The organism is Oceanicoccus sagamiensis (assembly GCF_002117105.1).
Classification (GTDB): Bacteria; Pseudomonadota; Gammaproteobacteria; order Pseudomonadales; family Dasaniaceae; genus Oceanicoccus; species Oceanicoccus sagamiensis.
On record NZ_CP019343.1, the window covers coordinates 2485880 to 2505773 of the forward strand.

Sequence of the window (19894 nt, forward strand, 5' to 3'; positions counted from 1 at the left end):
TCTATGCGAATAAAAGTTTATTTGGCAATCCTTGTTTTCTGCTGCTTGCTCAGTGGTTATGCGCTGGACCAGGTACTGTCGCTACAGTTTAGGCAATTACAGTGGCTAGATCACAAGCTACATGAGAATCGCCTTCTGGCTAAAGATCTGGAAAGGATTAAAGGAAACGCTGCGCAATATCTTGTGTCAACTGATTTAATTATGGGGTCAGGTAGTAGCTATCTGGCCCATGGGGCCATAAAAATTGGAAACTATTTGATAGAGGACCTAAGGCGTGTTCGCAATGAATATGGAGAATCACTTCCTATAGAAAAAATTGTCGCCTCAGTTAATCATATTGTTGAAATTAATAAACTGGTTGATGCTGCACAGTTCGATAGCGAGTCACTGGAAGCTGTTGTGGAGTCAAGCTGGTTGGTCATTTATGATGATCATGCCTATAAGTTAAGTAAACATATCGCCTATCTTTCATCGCTTGTTGATAAGCGGTTAGTCGCTAAGACCGGGCGGCGTGATAGTGCTGAACGAAGCTTGATGTGGGTAAGCTGGTTTTCCAGACTTGTATTTTTATTGATAGTTATCATTCTATGGTTCTGGGCAAATAAAAAAATATGCAAGCCTCTGTATTTTCTTCAAAAGTCCTCTTCAGAAGCAGTTTCTGGTGGTGAATTTACTATTACTAAGGATGCGCCAAAAGAGATACTTCATCTTAGTAACGATTTTAAAAAGCTGACAGAGACCTTGTTTCATCAGGCAGACCATGATCCTTTAACCGGCTTAAACAATCGGCGCTCCTTTGAACGGCATATGGCGAATATGAATCCGATTGAAGACGGCATGAACTATATCTGCTTTATAGATCTGGATTATTTCAAAACTATCAATGACAGTTGTGGCCATGATGTAGGTGATGAAATATTGGTTAAGGTGGCTCGCTTGCTCTCTCATTCAGTGAGGTCCTGTGATATGGTGGCGCGGTTGGGTGGGGACGAGTTTGTTATTGTGTTGAACGATTGCAACCTGCCTGCGGCAAAAAAAATCAATAACAAAATTTGCAATGCTATTCGAGACATTCGTTATTGTAGTGCAGGTGAAGAATATTACCTCAGTGCGAGTATTGGTATTTCTGCGTCTTTTAATCGCGGCAAAACCACCACAGAAATATTGGGGACTGCCGATATTGCCTGTAATCTAGCCAAGGAGTCTGGCCGAAATGCTGTTCATGCCTTCGATAAAGCCCATGATAATCTATCGCTTCGCGAAGAGAAGATGGTATCTATTCACCAAATTGACGCGGCATTGAGTAATGGGGACTTTGTACTTTACAAGCAAGATATCGTTTCTCTATCAGATACGCCCCAAGACTCAGGCATTGAAATATTACTGCGGATGAAAAACAAGGAAGGGGGGCTTATAGGGCCAGACCAATTTCTCCCGGTAGCTGACCGCTATAACAAGATCGTTGAAATTGACCGTTGTGTGGTTGCAACAGCTTTTAATTGGTTTGATGCTCACCCCTCCGTATTAAAAGATCTTGCCTTTGTTTCTATTAATTTGTCGGTAAAGTCACTGAGTAACAAACGGTTCGAAAATTTTGTGATTGATACTGTGGTTCACAGTCATGTTCCCGCTAGAAAGATCTGTTTCGAAATTACTGAGACCGCGGCGATCGATAATATTACTCGCGTTCAGGGCTTTATGAATAATGTCAAAGCGATAGGCTGCACCTTCGCCCTGGATGATTTTGGCAGTGGTCACTCATCTTACTCTTATATAAAAGACCTCCCTTCAGATGCCTTGAAAATTGATGGCTCATTTGTGGTGGGCATGCTGCAAAATCCACTGGACTATGCCGCTGTGAAATCTATCTGCGAAATTTCCAAGGCGGCCAATCAAAAGATTGTGGCTGAATTTGTAGAAAACGAAGCGATTGTTGCACAGCTAAAGGAATTGGGTGTGGATTATGCGCAGGGCTACTATTTTTCTAAGCCCGAGCCTTTGTCCAGCCTCAAGCATAAGCGTATTTTTAATTCGAATAGGCTGAGACCTGCTGTTTGCTATAAACCTCTTCTTAATTAGCTTAATGCCCGAAAGCAGTCGCTGCAGGCATGTGGTCGCAGTCTGTGTTTTAAGGCCGCTGCCGGACGAACCGGGCGCTCAGCGAGATTGCCAACAATTTGGATAGCGAGGTACCCTGAAGCGAGTGAAAAACGTTCAAGCCTCATACCTTTCTTTGGAAGGGTTTAATACGGACTTAAAATGCCGCCCACAAAAAAGCCCGCTTCGTGGCAGGCTTCTAAGTCATTGAATTACAATGTTATATTGGTAGCGAGAGGCAGATTTGAACTGCCGACCCCATCATTATGAGTGATGTGCTCTAACCAGCTGAGCTATCTCGCCAAAACTTGTCTATCGACGCTGCCTTGTGGGCTTGCCGACTTTCGAGAGGCGCGTATTCTGGCGATTTGGGCCCTTGCTGTCAAGAGAGAATAGGCCTCTTTGCCGGATTTAAACGTTAAATTTAAAGTGGATTACATCGCCGTCCTGAACGACATAATCTTTGCCTTCCAGACGTAATTTACCGGCCTCTTTAGCCCCTTGTTCGCCGTTAAACTCTACAAAGTGCTCATAAGACATAATTTCAGCCTTGATAAAGCCGCGCTGGAAGTCGGTGTGGATAACGCCTGCGGCCTCTGGGGCGGTGGCACCCAGTGGGATGGTCCAGGCGCGTACTTCCTGCACACCGGCGGTAAAGTAGGTATGCAGGCCTAAAAGTTCATAACCGGCGCGGATTACCCGGTTTAAGCCAGCTTCTTCCATGCCCAGGTCTTCCAAAAACTCTGCTTTTTCTTCTTCATCCAATTCGGCAATTTCAGCTTCCAGCTTATTACAGATAGGGACGAGAATCGCGCCTTCGGACTCGGCGATACCACGCACGATATCCAGTAGCGGGTTATCTTCAAAGCCGTCTTCATCGACATTGGCGATATACATGGTGGGTTTGGTGGTCAGCAGGTGCAATCCGGGTAAAACGTCTTTTTCGGCTTCACTTAATTCCAGTGAACGAACCGGCAGGCCTTCAGAAAGGTGAGGAATCATTTTCTCGATTAAGGCTTTTTGTGCAATAGATTCTTTATCGCCACCTTTGGCGGTGCGAGTGACTTTCTGTAGCTGCTTTTCAACGCTTTCCAAATCTGCCAGTGCCAGTTCCATATTGATAATCTCAATATCGTTGGCGGGATTAATGGTATTGGCAACATGGATAACATTGTCATTTTCAAAACAGCGAACCACATGGGCAATGGCGTCGGTTTCGCGAATATTAGCAAGAAACTGGTTGCCAAGGCCTTCGCCTTTAGACGCGCCTTCAACCAAGCCTGCAATGTCTACAAATTCCATGGTGGTTGCTACGACTTTTTCAGGTTTTACTATTTCGGCCAGCTTGTCCTGACGAGGGTCGGGAATGGGCACGATACCTGAGTTAGGCTCGATGGTACAAAACGGAAAATTTTCCGCATCGATACCGGCTTTAGTCAGTGCATTAAATAGCGTGGATTTACCGACATTGGGTAGGCCGACGATTCCGCAATTAAATCCCATAACAATTTCTCTTGTAGGGTGGATTACAATCCACCGGTTTTTCAGGTTTAGGCTTTGGTGGATTGTAATCCACCCTACGAGGTTAGCCTTTGAATGTGTGTAAGTAGTTCATCGCCTTGGCCCAGTCGCCATTAATGGCATCGGGTAGGGCGCGTATGGCTTCATCAATTGCATCCAGCATTTTTTGATGATCAGCCTGTGGGGCTTTATTTAAAACATAGCCGCTAACCAGGTTGGCAGAGCCGGGGTGGCCTATACCAATGCGCAAGCGGTGAAAATTTTTGTTATTGCCGCATTTGGCAATAATATCGCGCAGGCCATTATGGCCGCCGTGGCCGCCGCCCTGTTTAAAGCGGGCTGTGCCGATATCGATATCCAGTTCATCGTGTGCGACTAACACTTCATCTATGGCTACTTTATAAAAGTTACACATGGATGCTACTGCCTGACCGCTGCGATTCATAAAGGTGGTTGGAATAACCAAACGTATATCGTGGCCTTCCAGATTGATACGGCTGGTGAGGCCAAAAAATTTACTCTCTTCTTTCAGTTGCGCACTCTGCTGGCGGGCAAGCTCTTCTACAAAAAGCGCACCGGCATTGTGGCGGGTCTGTTCGTATTCTCGGCCTGGATTGCCTAAGCCAACGATAAGTTTAATCGTGCTCACTGTCAGGGTCCTTCAATCATTCCATCTGCTTAAAACACAAAATGGGGACAAAGTCCCCATTTTATAGTGAAGCGGGGTATCGCAAGCAATACCCTTGGTGGAAGAAGATTACTCTTCGCCGCCTTCTGCTTCGCCTTCACCTTCAGCTGCTTCTTCTGGTGCAGCTTCTTCCTCATCACTGCCGCCTTTAGTGGCGTTAACCGCTGAAACCAGCAAGTCGTGATCAGCACCGTGAGATAGAGCCACACTCTCAACACCTTTAGGTAGAGTAAGGTCTGAAAGGTGAATGTTCTCACCCAGCTTAAGCTCAGCCATATCCACTTCGATATATTCAGGCAGGTCTTTAGGTAGACAGCTAACTTCAATATCGTTAAGGGCGTGAGAAATAGTACCGCCTTCCATTTTAACGCCGAAGCAAGCTTCTTCGTTAATAAAGTGAAGAGGAACCTGAATGGTCAGCTTGGTTTTGGCATCAACACGCAAGAAATCAACGTGCATAATGGTTTCTTTCGCAGGGTGGCGTTGCATATCTTTAACAACAACTTGCTCTGCTTTGCCATCAATAGACAGGTCAACCAGGCTGGTAAAAAACGCTTCGCTTTCAGCAAGCTTAACGATTTCGTTCATAGCAACGGTGACAGGTGAAGGCTTGTTTTTACCGCCATAGACGATACCAAGCACACGGTTTTCCAGACGACGTAGGCGGCGGCTCGCACCTTTCCCCAAGTCAGCTCTGGTCTCTGCATTTAATTTAAATTCGCCAGACATAATAAGTCTCCTTTAGTTAGCGAAAAACACCCATTACCTGCGACCAGTAATGGGTGTGGTTATGGATTGATTATCAGCTTTATAAAACGCTATCTAATCGCTCCGATTGTATTAGCGGCTATGTCTTAACGAAATAGCGCGCTAATGGATTCTTCGTTGCTGACTCGACGTACCGACTCGGCTAACAGGTTTGCCATGGTCAGCGTGCGAATTTTACCGCAGGCTTTGGCAGCTTCCGTTAACGGAATGGTGTCAGTTACAACTAACTCATCTAATTGTGAGTTATTTAAATTATCTAATGCCTTGCCAGACAATACCGGGTGGGTACAGTAGGCAACCACTTTGGTGGCACCGTTTTCTTTTAGTGCGGCGGCGGCTTTACATAAGGTGCCCGCTGTATCGACCATATCGTCGACGAGTACACAGGTGCGGCCTTCAACTTCACCAATAATATGCATGACCTGCGCTTCGTTCGCCTGTGGGCGACGTTTGTCGATAATGGCTAAATCGCAATCATCTAACTGTTTAGCTACAGCGCGAGCGCGAACAACACCGCCGATATCGGGAGATACCACTACCATATTGGGGTATTCCTGAGTGTTGATATCGTCTAACAGAACCGGTGAGCCATAAACGTTATCTACGGGTACGTCGAAAAACCCCTGAATCTGTTCAGCGTGCAGGTCGACGGTTAGTACTCTGTCTACACCAACACCGGTCATCATATCGGCAACCACTTTGGCGCTGATGGGTACTCGTGACGAGCGTACGCGGCGATCCTGGCGGGCGTAACCGAAGTAGGGGACTACGGCGGTTATGCGGCCTGCTGAGGAGCGGCGCATGGCATCGATCATTACGATCAACTCCATTAAGTTGTCATTGGTGGGCTGGCAGGTGGACTGGATGATAAATACATCTGCGCCGCGCACGTTTTCTTTGATTTCAACTGCAACTTCGCCATCGCTGAACTGGCCTACGTCGGCTTCACCTAGTGGTAGGTGGAGTTGGGCGGCAACCTGTTGGGCTAGTTCAGGGTTGGCGTTGCCGGTAAAAACCATCAATTTGGACACGGTTGGTTTCCTGTCTTGATTGTTTGTTGTTGAGGGTGATTAAGCTTTGGATGGCGTTAATCACACTTTTTTACTGTGTATTGCTAAATTTTTGCATTCGGAAGGAGGATTGACTGCGGGCCTTTCGGCCCTTGGGGCTTCGCCCCGTCGCCTCCGGCTCCGTCCAAAATGCTAGCGCATTTTGTCGAACCTCTAACGGTTCAAATCCTCTCGTTGGGACTTGGCACTCTATAAAGAGTTTGCACAATACTTCCCATGCGAGAGTTCTTTAAATGGCTGGGGCGAGAGGATTCGAACCTCTGAATGCCAGGATCAAAACCTGGTGCCTTGCCGCTTGGCGACGCCCCAATAAAGCGTTGGTTACAGGCTAAGTGCTTGATGCGTAGGGGAAATGTTCACCCCTTTGGCAATAAAGCCCTGTAATCCGTTGGGTAACTGATGAAGAATTTGCTCGGCTGACTCGCGGTCAGGACATTGGGCAAAAACACAGGCACCAGTACCTGTTAGTCGAGCTGGGTTGTTGTCGTTGGTTTGGCTTAATGAATCCAGCCATCGGAGTGCGGCATCCACTGCTGGATAACACGCTCTAACCACCGCTTCGCAGTCATTGTGACCACCCTGCTTCAAAACGGCGGCTATTGTGATGGGAGAGGTGTTCCGAGTCAACCGTTTATGGGAAAAAATTTCAGCGGTTGAGACCTCGCAGTCAGGCTTTGCCACAAAGTACCAAGATTCAGGAATATCAATAGCTTGCAGTTGTTCCCCTACGCCCTCAGCCCAGGCGGAATGGCCCCGCACAAATACCGGTACATCAGCCCCCAGTTGCAGGCCCAATTTAGCCAATTGATCGATGGATAAATGCAGCTTCCAAAGCTGGTTTAGCGCTAATAAGGTCGTGGCCGCATTAGAGCTGCCGCCCCCAATACCCCCGCCCATCGGCAGGACTTTCTCAAGCTTAATGGTTGCTCCCTGAGGGGTAGTGGCCTGCTGCTGGAGGAGGCGGGCTGCTCGGATAATCAGATTGTCGTCCTGGGCAACGCCTGCAATGGCCGGACTAAGCTGGAGTTCTCTGTCCTCACGGGTCTGGAAGTGCAGGGTATCCCCGTAATCCAGCAGTTGAAATAGCGTTTGTAATTGATGGTAACCATCATCCCGCTGCCCGGTAATATGCAGCATCAGGTTAAGTTTGGCCGGGGATAGCAAGCTCAGTGTGTTCATGGCGGGCTGGCTTCGTGGTTGCAGGCAGGCTTAAGTTGCCACTGTTTGATGACCAGGGTGACTTTTAGCGGCGTCTGTTCTGCAATAATTTTGCTGGGTAGCTGATAGTCACCCTGTTGGGTTAACCGAGGGTAGCTAAGCTGCCAGGATTGCTGTTGAAAGCCCAGTGTCTGTTGCGGTGGGTTGGCCTGATAATCCTGGCTGGGGTCCGGCAGGGCTTTTATCCAATAGCGCAATTGCTCTACCGGTAAAGTCCAGCCGAGTTGCTGTGCTAATAAGGCGTTGGCGCTGCTGGCGCTGAAGTGTTGATTGTCGCTGGTCGTTAAATAAACCTGCTCGGTATTACCCACCAGATGAGCAGCTCCCTGTCCCAGTGGCCCACTGATACGAATATCGAAGGCATCACCACATTGGCTCCAGTTAAGATAGGCGCTATGGGCTTCGTTAGTCGTGCGCAAGCCCACTTTGCCGCGCACCGCCCAGTGCTTAATATCACCGTTGTTGGCTAGTCCGGTCATGCTATTGGCGGGTTGGGCCGGGGTTTGCTGCCAGTTGCTGCAGGCTGATAACAGCAAAAGCATGCAGCTGAACAGTAGCCTTGGATAGTAGAGGGTCATTATTTTGCCGGGGTCTCAGCCGGTACCAGCCGCTCCATTGTCTCTTGAATAATAGGGCTGTCGGGTCTTCTTTTCAGGCCGCCTTCCCAGATTTTTATGGCACCTTTCTGGTCGCCGGATTGCCATAACACTTCGCCAAGGTGGGCTGCCACTTCATGATCGGGGAAGCTTTGATAAGCCGCTTGTAACAGCGTTAATGCTTTATCGAGATTGCCACGGCGGTATTCCACCCAGCCAAGGCTGTCCTGAATAGCCGGGTCGCCGGGTTTGGCTGCCAGTGCACGGGTAATATAGTCATAGGCTTCATCCAGACGTTCGCTGCGATTCGCCAACACATAGCCCAGAGCATTCAGGGCCGTTGCGTTATTCGTGTCCTGGGCAATAATTTTAAGTAGGTCCTGCTCCATTAAATCCAGTTTATCCAGTCGCTCACTAAGCATCGAACGGGCATATAACAGGCTGGGTTGGTCGGGGCTGATCAGTAGGGCTTCGGTTAATAACGCATGGGCCTGCTCAGTGCGGCCGTTTTTTAAGAGTAGCTCTGACTCTAGCAGGTATAGGCGGACAGAATGCTCCGGGTATTGCTGACGCAGACCTTGCAGATATTCAGCGGCGGTATCGATACGCCCCTGGGTGGCGTAGATACTGACAATGCGGTTGGTGGCCGCGAGGAAGTCGGTGCCCGGTGGAATTTGCTGGTAGTAGTCAATGGCGGCTTCCCAATCCTGGTCCTGCTCGGCAAGCTGGCCCAGGTAAAAGTTGGCTTCGGTGGTTCGGTTACCGGTATTAAGTAGTCTCTGAAAATAGATTTTGGCATCGTCAGACTGTTGCGTTTCTTTGCTGATAAGGCCGAGGGACAGGAGCAGGTCCGGGTCTCTAGGGGAGTAAGATAATAAAATTTCAAATTGCTGTTTGGCTTTGGCAATATCTTTGGCCATCAGCATACGGGCATATTGCAGCCGCAGGCGGCGATTATTGGGGTTGCTGGCGACCACTTTTTCCAGCCGAACATAGGCTTCATCAACGCGATTAAGTTGCTGTAATAAACGGGCTTCAACCACCACGGCGTGCAAATCCTGGTCGTCGATCTCCAGCACTTCACGAATAATGTCCAGAGCCGCTTCCGGCTCTCCCCGCTGTTGCACCAAGAGTGCTTTTGACGTGAGTAGTTGAGTATTGTCGGGATAGGTCACTAGCAGGCTATCGATACGTGCTTCGGCGGCATTGCGAGTGGCCTCGGGCATGGACAGGGTGCTGGCGGCAATGGCGGCAAAATTCGTGCTGCCACCTTGTTCCAAGACGGTGGTCATATGGTCAAGCGCTTCCAGTGGTCGCTGGTTTTTTGCCAGCATCGTCGCGGTGGTATATTGCGCTTCAGCATTGTCCGGTTCGAGCTCTACCCATAGCTGCGCCGCATCCAGGGTGGCTTTATCGGCGCCTAAAAACTGGGCTAAGCGGGTGGCGCGGGCGGTTACGCCGGGGTCGCGGGTCTGGTGAGCCTGTTGCAGGTAGTTGCCCAAAGCCAGATCGTAGCGGTTGCGCCGGACCGCGAATTCGGCGACTAATAAATCGTGAAAGCTATCGGCGGGGAAGGGGCGGGTGGGAGCTTCAGCCTCTTCCTCCTCAATTTCCGGGCTGGCGATACTTGCTTCAGGTTCGGCAACGACAGGCTCTTGCTCCGGGGTGCTGCTGCAAGCGCTTAGCAGAGACAGTAACAAGCCCATAACCAGCAGATAACGGCCTGAGGCAAATAAGTGATAACTGGCTTTAAGGCAGTCGGCAGAATTTGGGGTCATACAGCTTGAGTCCTTTTATTAGGCCGCTATGATGACATAAAGCGGCCTCTAATCACTATAACTATCCTATTAACGTCTATATAAGTAGTACTGGCAATCCACATTTGGGCGCTAACTTGTTAGAATTGTGCGCTTTTTTGGATTAAGGGGGGCGCAATCCCCACTTTACCGTCACTGTTTTGTTGGTTTGTCGCCAATTTCTGAGGATTCTACACCGCTGTATGGGCTTGATCGCACTGGGCATTAATCATAAGTCAGCCAATGTTGCGCTGCGCGAACGCGTTGCGTTTGCCCCTGAGCAAATGGCTGAGGCGTTGCAAGATGCCTTAAGCGATGCCTTATTGGCTGAAGCGGTGATTCTCTCAACCTGTAATCGCACCGAGCTGTTTGCCATAGTGGCAGATGAGCATTTGGACGGTGGTGAGCAACGCGCGTTGGCATGGCTGGGGGCTTACCACCATATCCCGCTGGCTGATCTGGAAAGTTGTTATTACAGTTATAGTGATCAGCAGGCTCTGCGGCATATTATTCAGGTAACCAGCGGGTTGGACTCGATGGTGTTGGGCGAGCCGCAAATCTTTGGGCAAATGAAATCAGCCTTTGCGGTAGCGCAGGAGGCCAGCTCGGTAGGCAGTGAGCTGTCCCGTATTTTCCCCCATGTATTTTCTGTGGCAAAAAAAGTGCGTACCGATACTGCCATCGGTAAAAACCCGGTGTCGGTTGCCTATGCGGCGGTCAATGTATCGCACCATATTTTTTCTGATTTAAGCGAAACGCGGGCTTTATTAATCGGTGCCGGTGAAACCATTGAACTGGTTGCCAGGCACCTTTCTGAAAAGGGTGTTAAAAGTATTGTCGTGGCCAACCGGACGTTGGGGCGGGCCAGAGAGTTGGCGCATCGCTTTGGCGCAGAAGCGGTATTGCTGTCTGAAATCCCCGAGCAACTGGTACAGGCGGATATTGTGATTTCATCCACCGCCAGTCAATTGCCGATTTTAGGTAAAGGGGCTGTGGAGCATGCGCTTAAGTTACGCAAGCATCGCCCAATCTTAATGGTCGATATCGCTGTGCCCAGAGATATTGAAGAGCAGGTGGGTGAGTTAAGTGATATTTATTTATATACCGTTGATGACCTGACTGAAATTGTTGATGAGAATAAACGCAATCGCGAATCAGAAGCCCGTAAAGCGGATAAGCTGATCGATAAGGGAGTAGAAAACTATTTGCAGCAGTTGCGTTCTCTTGATGTGGTCTCAACCCTTAAGGCTTACCGTCAACAGTCAGAACAAACCCGTGATATTGAGTTAGAAAAAGCGTTAAAGCAGTTGGCCAAAGGCGAAAGTGCAGAGCGGGTTGTTACTCAGCTGGCTCGTAGCCTAACCAATAAGTTTATGCATAAGCCCAGTATAGAAATGAAAAAGGCCAGTGCCGAGGGCCATGAAGATAGAGTCAGTTGGGCGCATCAATTATTCGGGCTGCAAGTTGATCAAGAGCCTGAAGAAAAAGATTAAAAAGAGAGATTATGAAAGCATCGATAGTGAATAAATTAGATAACTTGATAGATCGCCATGAAGAACTGGGCGCTTTGCTAAGTGATAGTGAAATTATTAGTGACCAGAATAAATTCAGGGCTTTATCTAAAGAGTATTCCGAGGTTGAACCGGTCGTAAAGTGCTACAACGATTATCGGCAAACCATGGATGATATTGAAGAGGCAGAATCGCTACTAAAAGATGGCGATGCCGATATGCGGGAAATGGCACAGGAGGAATTATCCGATGCTCAGAGCCGCCGCGATGACATGGAAGAAGAGTTACAGAAATTATTATTACCCCGTGACCCCAATGATTCCAATAACGTGTTTTTAGAAGTGCGGGCAGGTACTGGCGGAGACGAGGCGGCGATTTTCTCCGGCGATTTATACCGTATGTATACCCGCTATGCTGAAAATCAGGGCTGGAAGGTGGAGCCGATTTCTGAGCGCGAAGGTGATCACGGTGGTTATAAAGAAATTATTGCCAGAGTGACAGGGCAGGATGTTTATGCCCACCTAAAGTTTGAGTCCGGCGCCCATCGTGTCCAGCGTGTGCCAGAAACCGAATCGCAAGGCCGGGTTCATACCTCGGCCTGTACGGTGGCGATTATGCCCGAAATTGATAGCGTCAATGAAATTGAAATTAATAAAAATGATTTGCGCGTCGATACGTTTCGCGCCTCTGGTGCTGGTGGACAGCATGTTAACAAAACTGACTCAGCGATTCGTTTAACCCATATACCTACCGGTATTGTGGTGGAGTGTCAGGATGAGCGTTCTCAGCATAAGAATAAAGCACGGGCTATGTCGCTGCTGCAATCAAGAATTTTGACCGGTATTCAGGATAAGCAACAACAAGAGCAGGCCGATGAGCGCCGCAATCTGGTGGGCAGTGGCGACCGCTCTGAACGTATCCGTACCTATAATTACCCGCAAGGCCGAGTGACTGACCACCGTATTAATTTAACCCTATATAAACTGGCTGAAGTGATGGAGGGCTCGCTGGGTGAAGTGGTTGACCCCTTGCGCAATGAATATCAGGCTGACCAATTAGCGGCCATGGCAGACGAATAACAGTATGACCACCGTGGCCCAGCTGCTAGCGCAAAGTCAGCCATTGTTAGTTGGCAGTGATAGCCCGGCGTTAGATATTGAACTGCTACTTTGCCACTGCCTGGAAAAAGAACGCAGCTATCTGCGGGCCTGGCCAGACGCTACCGTGCCAGATTTAGCCCTGCAACAATTTCAAACTTTACTGCAACGTCGTATAGACGGTGAGCCTGTTGCCTACCTGATGGGTGAGCGCGGCTTTTGGTCGCTGGACTTGGCGGTTAATGCGTCTACCTTGATTCCTCGCCCTGAAACTGAATTACTGGTTGAGGTTGCCCTGGGCAAAGTGCAGGAAAAACCATCAGCGACGATTCTTGATCTCGGCACCGGCACCGGTGCCATAGCACTATCGCTCGCGGCGGAGCGAAGTGATTGTGCCATTACCGCCTGTGATATTGAGGCTGCTGCTGTTGCCCTGGCTGAAAGCAATCGGAAAAAATATGCTTTGGATAATGTTGAACTTTGCCAGTCTGACTGGTTTTCTGCCCTTGGTCAGCAACGCTTTGATTTAATCGTTAGCAACCCACCTTATATTGACCCCGATGATATCCACCTTGAACAAGGCGATGTGCGCTTTGAACCACGCTCAGCATTGGTGGCCGCTAACAAGGGCCTGGCGGATATAGAGCATATTATCAGTCGGGCACCAGCCTATCTGACTGAGGGGGCATGGCTGCTATTTGAGCATGGCTATGACCAGGCGGCGGCCGTACAATCGTTATTGACTGAGGCGGGCTTTACGCAGATATTCACCGAACAGGATTTAGCGGGGGTGGATCGTGTGACCGGGGCGTTAGGCCCCTGGCGGAGCAAAACCAATGGATGATCAACAGTTATTGCGTTATAGCCGACAAATGATGCTGGACGGCTTCGATTACGAGGGGCAGCAGCGCTTGCTGGCGGCCAAAGTATTGATTGTCGGACTGGGTGGGTTGGGTTCGCCGGTAGCTTTATATCTTGCCGCAGCGGGGGTGGGAGAACTGTGGTTGGCCGACCATGACCATGTTGATCTCAGTAATTTGCAGCGTCAAATTGCCCATGGGATTAGCGATATTGGCCGCCCTAAAGTGGTTTCAGCCAGCGAGGCTATTGCAGCGCTTAACCCGGATGTAAGCAGCCACTGCGTCAGTGAAAAAATGACTGGCCAAATACTGGAAGAGGCTATTGCCCGTGTTGATCTGGTGATTGATGCCAGCGATAACTTTGTCACCCGCTTTGACATTAACCGCGCCTGTGTCGCCTTTAAAACCCCCTTGGTATCCGGTGCTGCTATTCGCAGTGAAGGCCAGTTGATTGTCTTTGATGCTCGTCATCAGGATAGCCCTTGCTACCGTTGTCTCTATGACGACAGCAGTGGCGATGAGCAGCTTAGCTGTTCTGACAGCGGTGTATTGGCCCCTCTGGTTGGCGTTATTGGCTCTATGCAGGCACTGGAGGCGATAAAAGTCCTAAGCGGTTTTGGTGATAGCATCGCGGGGCAATTAGTGCTCTATGATGCTAAAACTCTGGACTTTCGTAAGCTCAATGTCCCCAAAAATCCGGATTGCCCCATCTGCGGCGAGGGCGAATAATTGACAGTAGCTGCAACTTTGTCTCAATGCATCTGTCCTAGATCGCAATAAGCCCGTTTAATAATATGATGCCACACTTTTTGGAATGGATCGGAGTGTTTCTATGAGTTCATTAATAGCAAGCTACAACAGTCTTCACCAGCAACTATTCAACCGCCTCACTGTCCTTGAAGGTTTTGCCCCGCTCTTACTGCGCCTGTATTTGATTCCCGTATTCTGGATGGCCGGTACCCATAAAATTGATTTAACCACCTTGATGCCCTTTGAAAACACCGTGGCCTGGTTTGGCAACCCCGACTGGGGTTTGGGCTTGCCTCTACCAACCTTAATGGCTTTTCTGGCGGGTTGGACTGAAATTCTGGGCGCTATTTTTCTGGCGGGCGGATTTGCTGTGCGCTGGATATCGATACCCCTGATGGTGACTATGTTAGTGGCAGCATTAACCGCCCATTGGGAATTTGGCTGGCAGGCGATTGCTGATGCCAGTGCGCCCTTTGCTAATGAGCGCGTCATGGAATCCGTGGATAAATTAAGTGCGGCCAAATCTATTTTGCAGGAGCATGGCAATTACGATTGGTTAACGAGTAGCGGCTCTTTTGTCATTCTTAATAGTGGTATTGAGTTTGCGGCCACCTATTTTATTATGCTGTTTGCTTTATTGTTTACTGGAGGTGGTCGCTATACCAGTATGGATTACTGGCTGCATCGGCGTTTTATGGCTGAGCGGTAATCATCGCTTGCTGGTCTAGCTGTACAGGCTTTTATTCTGAGTGAACATGGCACTAAAGTCACTCTTGCTGAGTGGGCGGCTAAAGATATAGCCCTGTAGCTCATCGCAGCCAAGGGCCTTGATCAACTTAAGCTGTTCGTCGGTTTCCACCCCTTCGGCGACAACATTTAAAGATAAGTCGTGGGCCAGTTTGACGATATTGCCGGCAATTTTCAGGTCGGTTTTATCCGATACAATTTCTGCCACAAATGAACGGTCAATCTTCAGGCTATCGACAGGGAAACGTTTTAAATAGCTGAGCGATGAATAACCGGTACCAAAATCATCCAGTGATAATTTAACCCCTAAGGTCTTAAGACGCTGCATTGCGTTGATAGCTTCCTCGGCATTATCAATAATAGCCCCTTCGGTAATTTCCAGTTCCAGGTTTTCTGGTGGTATTTTACTGCTGGTCAGCACCGCGCCAATAGTTTCTACCAAATCGCTATGGTTAAACTGAACACCGGAAATATTGACCGCCATACTTTGAAAAGAGGGGTGGGCTTCGATCCATTCTGCGGCTTGCTGACAGGCCTGCTCCAAAACAAATTCAGTAATTTGCCAGATAATGCCAGTTTCTTCCGCGATAGGAACAAATTCTGCGGGTGAAATCATGCCGTATTTGCCCGAGTCCCAGCGCAGCAGTGCTTCGGCGCCAACGATTTCACCGGTTTGTAAATTCACCTTGGGTTGGTAGTTGAGGAATAGCTCCTGCTTATCAAGGGCAACTCTTAGTTCAGACTCCAAATCCATACGGCGAACAATTTTTTCATTAAGCTGTTCGGTATAAAACTGATAATTATTGCGCCCTTTGCTTTTGGCGTGATACATCGCGGTATCGGCTTTTCGCAGCAGTTCGCCTGAACTATTGCCGTCACTGGGGAAGAGGGCAATACCAATACTGGGGGTGACCAGCAACTTATAGTCATCGACAGTAATATGTTCAGACATTAATTTTATCAGTTCGTCAGCTACTTTAGCGGCGGAGTATGGCGCTGAGATATCCTCAACTAAAAGGGCGAATTCATCGCCGCCCAGCCTGGCAACGGTGTCCATTTTTCTGGCGCGGGATTTAAGTCGCTTGCCGACTTCTACTAATAACTGGTCGCCAACATCGTGGCCCAGCGAGTCGTTAATATTTTTAAACTGGTCCAGATCGATAAATAGCAGTGCATGTTTTTCATGGGTGCGGTTAGATTTATTAATCGCGTGCTGCAAACGTTCCTGGAATAGCGTGCGGTTGGCCAGACCGGTCAGGCTATCGTAGTAGCCCAGTTGTCTGAGTTTTTGCTCATACTTGGTCCTTTCTGAAATATCCCGGATAGCCACAATCTGCACAGATTGCTGGTTGAAGGTGCCGTTTTTACTGCGGATTTCTACCGTAATGGTCGTGTCTTTATCACCAGGCAGTGAAAATTCTACCGCTTCATTATTGGCATTTGAGATATGTTGCAACAGATCAGGCAGGTCGTTTTTATCCATAAAGGATTCGCCGCTACTGCCAATAAGCTCCGATGGCGAGGCGCAGAGTATGGGGGAGCAGGCCTGGTTGGCGTCGATAATTAGGCAGTCCTGAAAAATCAGGATGGCCTCAAATGTTGAGTCGGCCAGGTCGCGCCAGCGCTGCTCATTTTCACGGTAGGCCAGATCAGCGAGTTTTTTCTCGGTAATGTCATGCAGTGTACCAATCATTAGACTGGTTTTTACACCTCTTCTATCTCTGTGGAAGTCCGCCTCAGTCAAGTAGTAGCGAGTGCTGCCATCCGGGTGCTGTAACTTAAATTCAGATTGAAAACCTTCCTCCAGGTCCTGACCTGAGCCAAAGGATTGTCTGAGTTGTTCTTTTTCTTCCGGGGTTGCCAGCTGCAACAGTTGGTCAAAATTATTGCCGCTGGTCTTGGGTATGGGGGGGAGTATTTTTTCCGCACTCTCTGAAAAACTAAATTCATTGGTTTCGGTATCCCATGACCAGTCGCCGTAGCGGGCAATGCTTTGGGCCTGGGTGAGTTGGCGTTCTCGCCTTTTTCTATCATCAACCTCCATGGTCAATTGCTTGTTGATATTATCGATGCTGGAGGTCATTCCACTGGCCCAGGCAATCATCTTAAACACGACGCACAGGTTTAGCAGGTTGCTGGTGGTCATGGTGGGGACTGAGCTTTCCGGAATAATGGCAACCACTAACATGGGGATAAAAATAAATAAGCTGCCGGCTAAGGGGAATGCCGCAGGGGTATAGCCATTATGTAAACGAATGGCGCAGGCCAGTATTGTGATCAGTGTAGCTATACTGCCAGCGAGAATGGTGGTGATTTCGGTGGCCGACAATGACCAGGGATAAATAGGGAATACCGCGAGAGCCATAATCGCTGTTGCCAATAGAATCTTATCCAGCAGAGGGTTATGTTTGGCGAGCATCAGAAAGTTACGAATAAAAAAAGCACTGGCAATAATATTCATCGACGAGCCAAAGATGGTTAAGAAATCTACTAGCTGGCTGCTGCCGGGAAACAGTACTTTGATAGTGCCCTGACTGGTGGCTGTTTGCAGCGTCACTGCGACCAATACCACCATAAAGTATAAAAAGGTTCGGTCTTTTAACGCGATATAGACATTCAGAGTGTAAATAAACAGGGCTAATAAAATGCCATAAATAATACCTAGCTGTTTATCCATACTGCCAAAATAAATGGTCTGGCTATGGTCGCTATAAAGCCGGGCTGAAAAGCGAACTCCCGACGTGTTTTCTACCTTGAATAAAAATTTTTGTGTCGTATTGGCTGGCACACTGAGTCGCAGCAGATTGATCCTTTCCTGGATGTCCCACTGCGGTTTGACGTTTTTATCTCCCGCACGGTCTAGCAGAGTATAGGGAGCGTCGGTGGTCGCGGCTGTTTGTGTATAAAGCTCAATATTGTCCAGCCGGGTATTGTCACACTCCAACCAAAGGTTGAGCGACTTATCGCTAGTGTTAGACAGAGAAAAGCTAAACCAGTAGCTGCCAGATTCTCGATAAAAACGGTTTTCATTTACCGCCAACGTCTTGAACTGATCACTGGAAAGCTGCGAAACGACCTCCTGCAACGTTAGCTGATTGTCGATATCGGTGAGTACCCGAGTATGAGGTAGTAACAAAATATAGGTATTGGGATCATCAGTGACTTCGAGGCCGGGATCACTAACTGCGGAGCTACTGCCAAAGAACAGGCCGACAGCCATTAGCCAATATAGGGCTATAGGGGCTTTGCGAAGGCAGTCTATAGAGTGGCTGAGCCAGTTCATCAATTATCTATCCGCTAAAACAGACTTGCGCCAATGCCGCTGGACCAAACCCTGTTTTTGCTATTAAGTGATTGTATTTATTGCTTAAATCAATGAATTAAAGATAGCAGAAAGTTGTGATTTATCCTGTTATAGCGGGCTTGAGGGTCTGCAATGGCTAGTAATTCACATAAAAAGGCTTGCCGTCAGGATATCTTACCTTTTATGGGCCTGTGCATCTTCTGGTGGAGAATGGTGTTAGAATGCGCCCCACATTAAATATGAGAGACTAAAGCATTGATAGGCAAGCTTTTTGGTAAGAAGAAAACCACCGCAAATAGCGGTGAGTCCGCCCCGGCAGATACACAGTCTGACCGTAAACCCTCTGCGTCTAAATCAGGTAATAAGAAGCCTGGGAATCAGCAAAAATCTTCCCGCAGCAATCGCCGTAATAGAAAGCCCAAGCCAGAGGCTGCTCCATGGACTATTGATCAGTTTCCTGTTCCAGCAATGGAAGGTAAAACCCGTTTCCACGATCTGGGTCTGGATGAGCGACTAATGCATGGCATTGCCGATTTAGGGTTTGAATACTGCTCTCCCATTCAAGCTGGTGTTTTACCGCAGACATTGCAGGGCCATGATGCCATTGGTAAGGCGCAAACCGGCACTGGTAAAACGGCGGCTTTTTTGGTGACCATTATCCAGGACTTGTTATCCAACCCGATTACCGATGAGCGCTATGCCGGTGAGCCTCGGGCGCTGATTATTGCACCGACCCGTGAGTTGGTGGTGCAAATTGGTGAAGATGCCAAGAATCTGACCAAATATGCCGGGCTGAATGTAGCGACCTTGATTGGTGGTATGGATTACAACAAGCAACTTAATCAGCTAAAGGGGTCGCTGGTCGATATTGTAGTGGCCACGCCGGGTCGCTTATTGGACTTTCAAAGCCGCCGCGATTTGTTTTTGGATCAGGTAGAAATTTTGGTCATCGATGAAGCTGACCGGATGCTGGATATGGGTTTTATTCCCCAGGTGCGTCGCATTGTGCGCAGCACACCCAATAAAGATCATCGCCAAACGCTGTTGTTTAGTGCAACGTTTACCCCTGAAGTATTAAGTCTTACTGAGCAGTGGACTTATGAGCCCTTCTCGTTGGAAATAGAGCCGGAAAGTGTTGCCACCGATACCGTGGACCAAAAAGTGTATATTGTTGCCGCTGATGAAAAGCTGGCCCTGTTAAAAAATATCATCAAACTGCCAGAGGCAAAAAGCGTGATTGTTTTTGCCAACCGCCGTGACCAAACCCGCAAGCTTTATGAAGGTCTGCGTAAAGAGGGTGTTCGCTGTGGTATTTTGTCGGGAGAAATTCCGCAAAATAAACGCTCACAAACTCTGGCACGTTTTAAAGAGGGTGGTATACAGGTTTTAGTTGCTACTGATGTAGCGGGGCGGGGTATTCATGTTGATGGTATTAGCCATGTGGTTAATTACACATTGCCTGAAGACCCGGAAGACTATGTTCACCGTATTGGTCGTACCGGCAGAGCTGGGGCGACAGGTACTTCTATCAGCTTTGCCTGTGAAGATGATGCCTTTTTACTGGCACCCTTAGAAGAGATGTTAGGTAATAAACTTCCTTGTGAGCAACCGCCTCTGGAGCTTTTGAGTTAGCCGGTATTTCTGCGAAGGCGTGTTATTTTTTGTGGCACATAGTTTTATGTGGTTAGAGGTGTGGTAATGCCATATCTTGACGGTAGGCAATGGAGTGGGCGAGGCCTTCAAGTTCTCGCATTATTGTAGGGTGGATTATAATCCACCAAACCCACACAGAAGCGGTCATCACCGGTGGATTACAATCCACCCTGGGCGCCAAATCAATAAACCACATATTATTTATCCCGCACAACCAT

The 19894-nt window shown here is 48.5% G+C and carries 15 protein-coding genes and 2 tRNA genes; 7 read left to right on the plus strand and 10 right to left on the minus strand.

The genetic code is table 11. The features are described 5' to 3' along the window. The first annotated feature begins 3 nt into the window (after nucleotides 1-3). Nucleotides 4-2079, plus strand: a complete 2076-nt coding sequence (locus BST96_RS11330) for an EAL domain-containing protein (protein ID WP_085758817.1) — start codon at nucleotides 4-6, stop codon at nucleotides 2077-2079. A 244-nt stretch (nucleotides 2080-2323) separates the two neighbouring features. Here the strand turns inward: BST96_RS11330 and BST96_RS11335 are convergent. From BST96_RS11335 to BST96_RS11375, 9 genes are all read right to left on the minus strand, one after another. Then, nucleotides 2324-2400, minus strand: a tRNA-Met gene (locus BST96_RS11335). A gap of 108 nt (nucleotides 2401-2508) precedes the next feature. Next, nucleotides 2509-3600 carry a redox-regulated ATPase YchF gene (ychF, locus tag BST96_RS11340; RefSeq protein WP_085758818.1) on the minus strand — a complete coding sequence of 364 codons (1092 nt, stop codon included), beginning with the start codon at nucleotides 3598-3600 and terminating at the stop codon, nucleotides 2509-2511. An 82-nt stretch (nucleotides 3601-3682) separates the two neighbouring features. Beyond that, the gene (gene pth, locus BST96_RS11345; protein WP_085758819.1) at nucleotides 3683-4267 is read right to left on the minus strand and encodes an aminoacyl-tRNA hydrolase; all 585 of its coding nucleotides are present in this window, start codon (nucleotides 4265-4267) and stop codon (nucleotides 3683-3685) included. Nucleotides 4268-4375: 108 nt separating this feature from the next. Then, the gene (locus tag BST96_RS11350; protein ID WP_157117931.1) at nucleotides 4376-5035 is read right to left on the minus strand and encodes a 50S ribosomal protein L25/general stress protein Ctc; all 660 of its coding nucleotides are present in this window, start codon (nucleotides 5033-5035) and stop codon (nucleotides 4376-4378) included. Between the two features lie 125 nt (nucleotides 5036-5160). Beyond that, the gene (locus BST96_RS11355) at nucleotides 5161-6093 is read right to left on the minus strand and encodes a ribose-phosphate pyrophosphokinase (RefSeq protein WP_085760514.1); all 933 of its coding nucleotides are present in this window, start codon (nucleotides 6091-6093) and stop codon (nucleotides 5161-5163) included. Between the two features lie 285 nt (nucleotides 6094-6378). Next, a tRNA-Gln gene (locus BST96_RS11360) sits at nucleotides 6379-6453 on the minus strand. A 12-nt stretch (nucleotides 6454-6465) separates the two neighbouring features. Beyond that, nucleotides 6466-7323: a 4-(cytidine 5'-diphospho)-2-C-methyl-D-erythritol kinase gene (gene ispE / locus BST96_RS11365; RefSeq protein ID WP_085758821.1), complete on the minus strand. Its 858-nt coding sequence runs from the start codon at nucleotides 7321-7323 to the stop codon at nucleotides 6466-6468. Continuing rightward, the gene (lolB, locus tag BST96_RS11370; RefSeq protein ID WP_169713975.1) at nucleotides 7320-7898 is read right to left on the minus strand and encodes a lipoprotein insertase outer membrane protein LolB; all 579 of its coding nucleotides are present in this window, start codon (nucleotides 7896-7898) and stop codon (nucleotides 7320-7322) included. The genes ispE and lolB overlap by 4 nt, the downstream gene beginning before the upstream one ends. Before the next feature lie 41 nt (nucleotides 7899-7939). Continuing rightward, nucleotides 7940-9736, minus strand: coding sequence for a tetratricopeptide repeat protein (locus tag BST96_RS11375; RefSeq protein WP_085758823.1), 1797 nt, complete (start codon nucleotides 9734-9736; stop codon nucleotides 7940-7942). A 221-nt stretch (nucleotides 9737-9957) separates the two neighbouring features. Between BST96_RS11375 and hemA the strand changes: the two genes are divergently transcribed. The 5 genes from hemA to BST96_RS11400 all read left to right on the plus strand — a co-directional run bounded on the left by hemA (nucleotide 9958) and on the right by BST96_RS11400 (nucleotide 14681). Further along, complete coding sequence (gene hemA, locus BST96_RS11380; protein ID WP_085758824.1) at nucleotides 9958-11247, plus strand: glutamyl-tRNA reductase; 1290 nt, start codon at nucleotides 9958-9960, stop codon at nucleotides 11245-11247. 11 nt (nucleotides 11248-11258) lie between these two features. Further along, entirely contained in the window at nucleotides 11259-12344 is a 1086-nt protein-coding gene (gene prfA / locus BST96_RS11385; protein ID WP_085758825.1) for a peptide chain release factor 1, read from the plus strand. A gap of 4 nt (nucleotides 12345-12348) precedes the next feature. Further along, nucleotides 12349-13206, plus strand: a complete 858-nt coding sequence (gene prmC, locus BST96_RS11390) for a peptide chain release factor N(5)-glutamine methyltransferase (protein ID WP_085758826.1) — start codon at nucleotides 12349-12351, stop codon at nucleotides 13204-13206. Then, complete coding sequence (locus BST96_RS11395) at nucleotides 13199-13951, plus strand: HesA/MoeB/ThiF family protein (RefSeq protein WP_085758827.1); 753 nt, start codon at nucleotides 13199-13201, stop codon at nucleotides 13949-13951. Before prmC ends, BST96_RS11395 begins: the two co-directional genes overlap by 8 nt. 103 nt (nucleotides 13952-14054) lie before the next feature. Further along, a complete protein-coding gene (locus BST96_RS11400; RefSeq protein ID WP_085758828.1) occupies nucleotides 14055-14681 on the plus strand; it encodes an HvfX family Cu-binding RiPP maturation protein in 627 nt (208 codons plus the stop codon). Between the two features lie 15 nt (nucleotides 14682-14696). Here BST96_RS11400 and BST96_RS11405 read toward each other — a convergent pair whose 3' ends face one another. Further along, the gene (locus tag BST96_RS11405) at nucleotides 14697-18002 is read right to left on the minus strand and encodes an EAL domain-containing protein (RefSeq protein ID WP_085758829.1); all 3306 of its coding nucleotides are present in this window, start codon (nucleotides 18000-18002) and stop codon (nucleotides 14697-14699) included. A 276-nt stretch (nucleotides 18003-18278) separates the two neighbouring features. Between BST96_RS11405 and rhlB the strand changes: the two genes are divergently transcribed. Beyond that, nucleotides 18279-19655: an ATP-dependent RNA helicase RhlB gene (gene rhlB, locus BST96_RS11410; protein ID WP_085758830.1), complete on the plus strand. Its 1377-nt coding sequence runs from the start codon at nucleotides 18279-18281 to the stop codon at nucleotides 19653-19655. Nucleotides 19656-19894 lie beyond the last annotated feature (239 nt).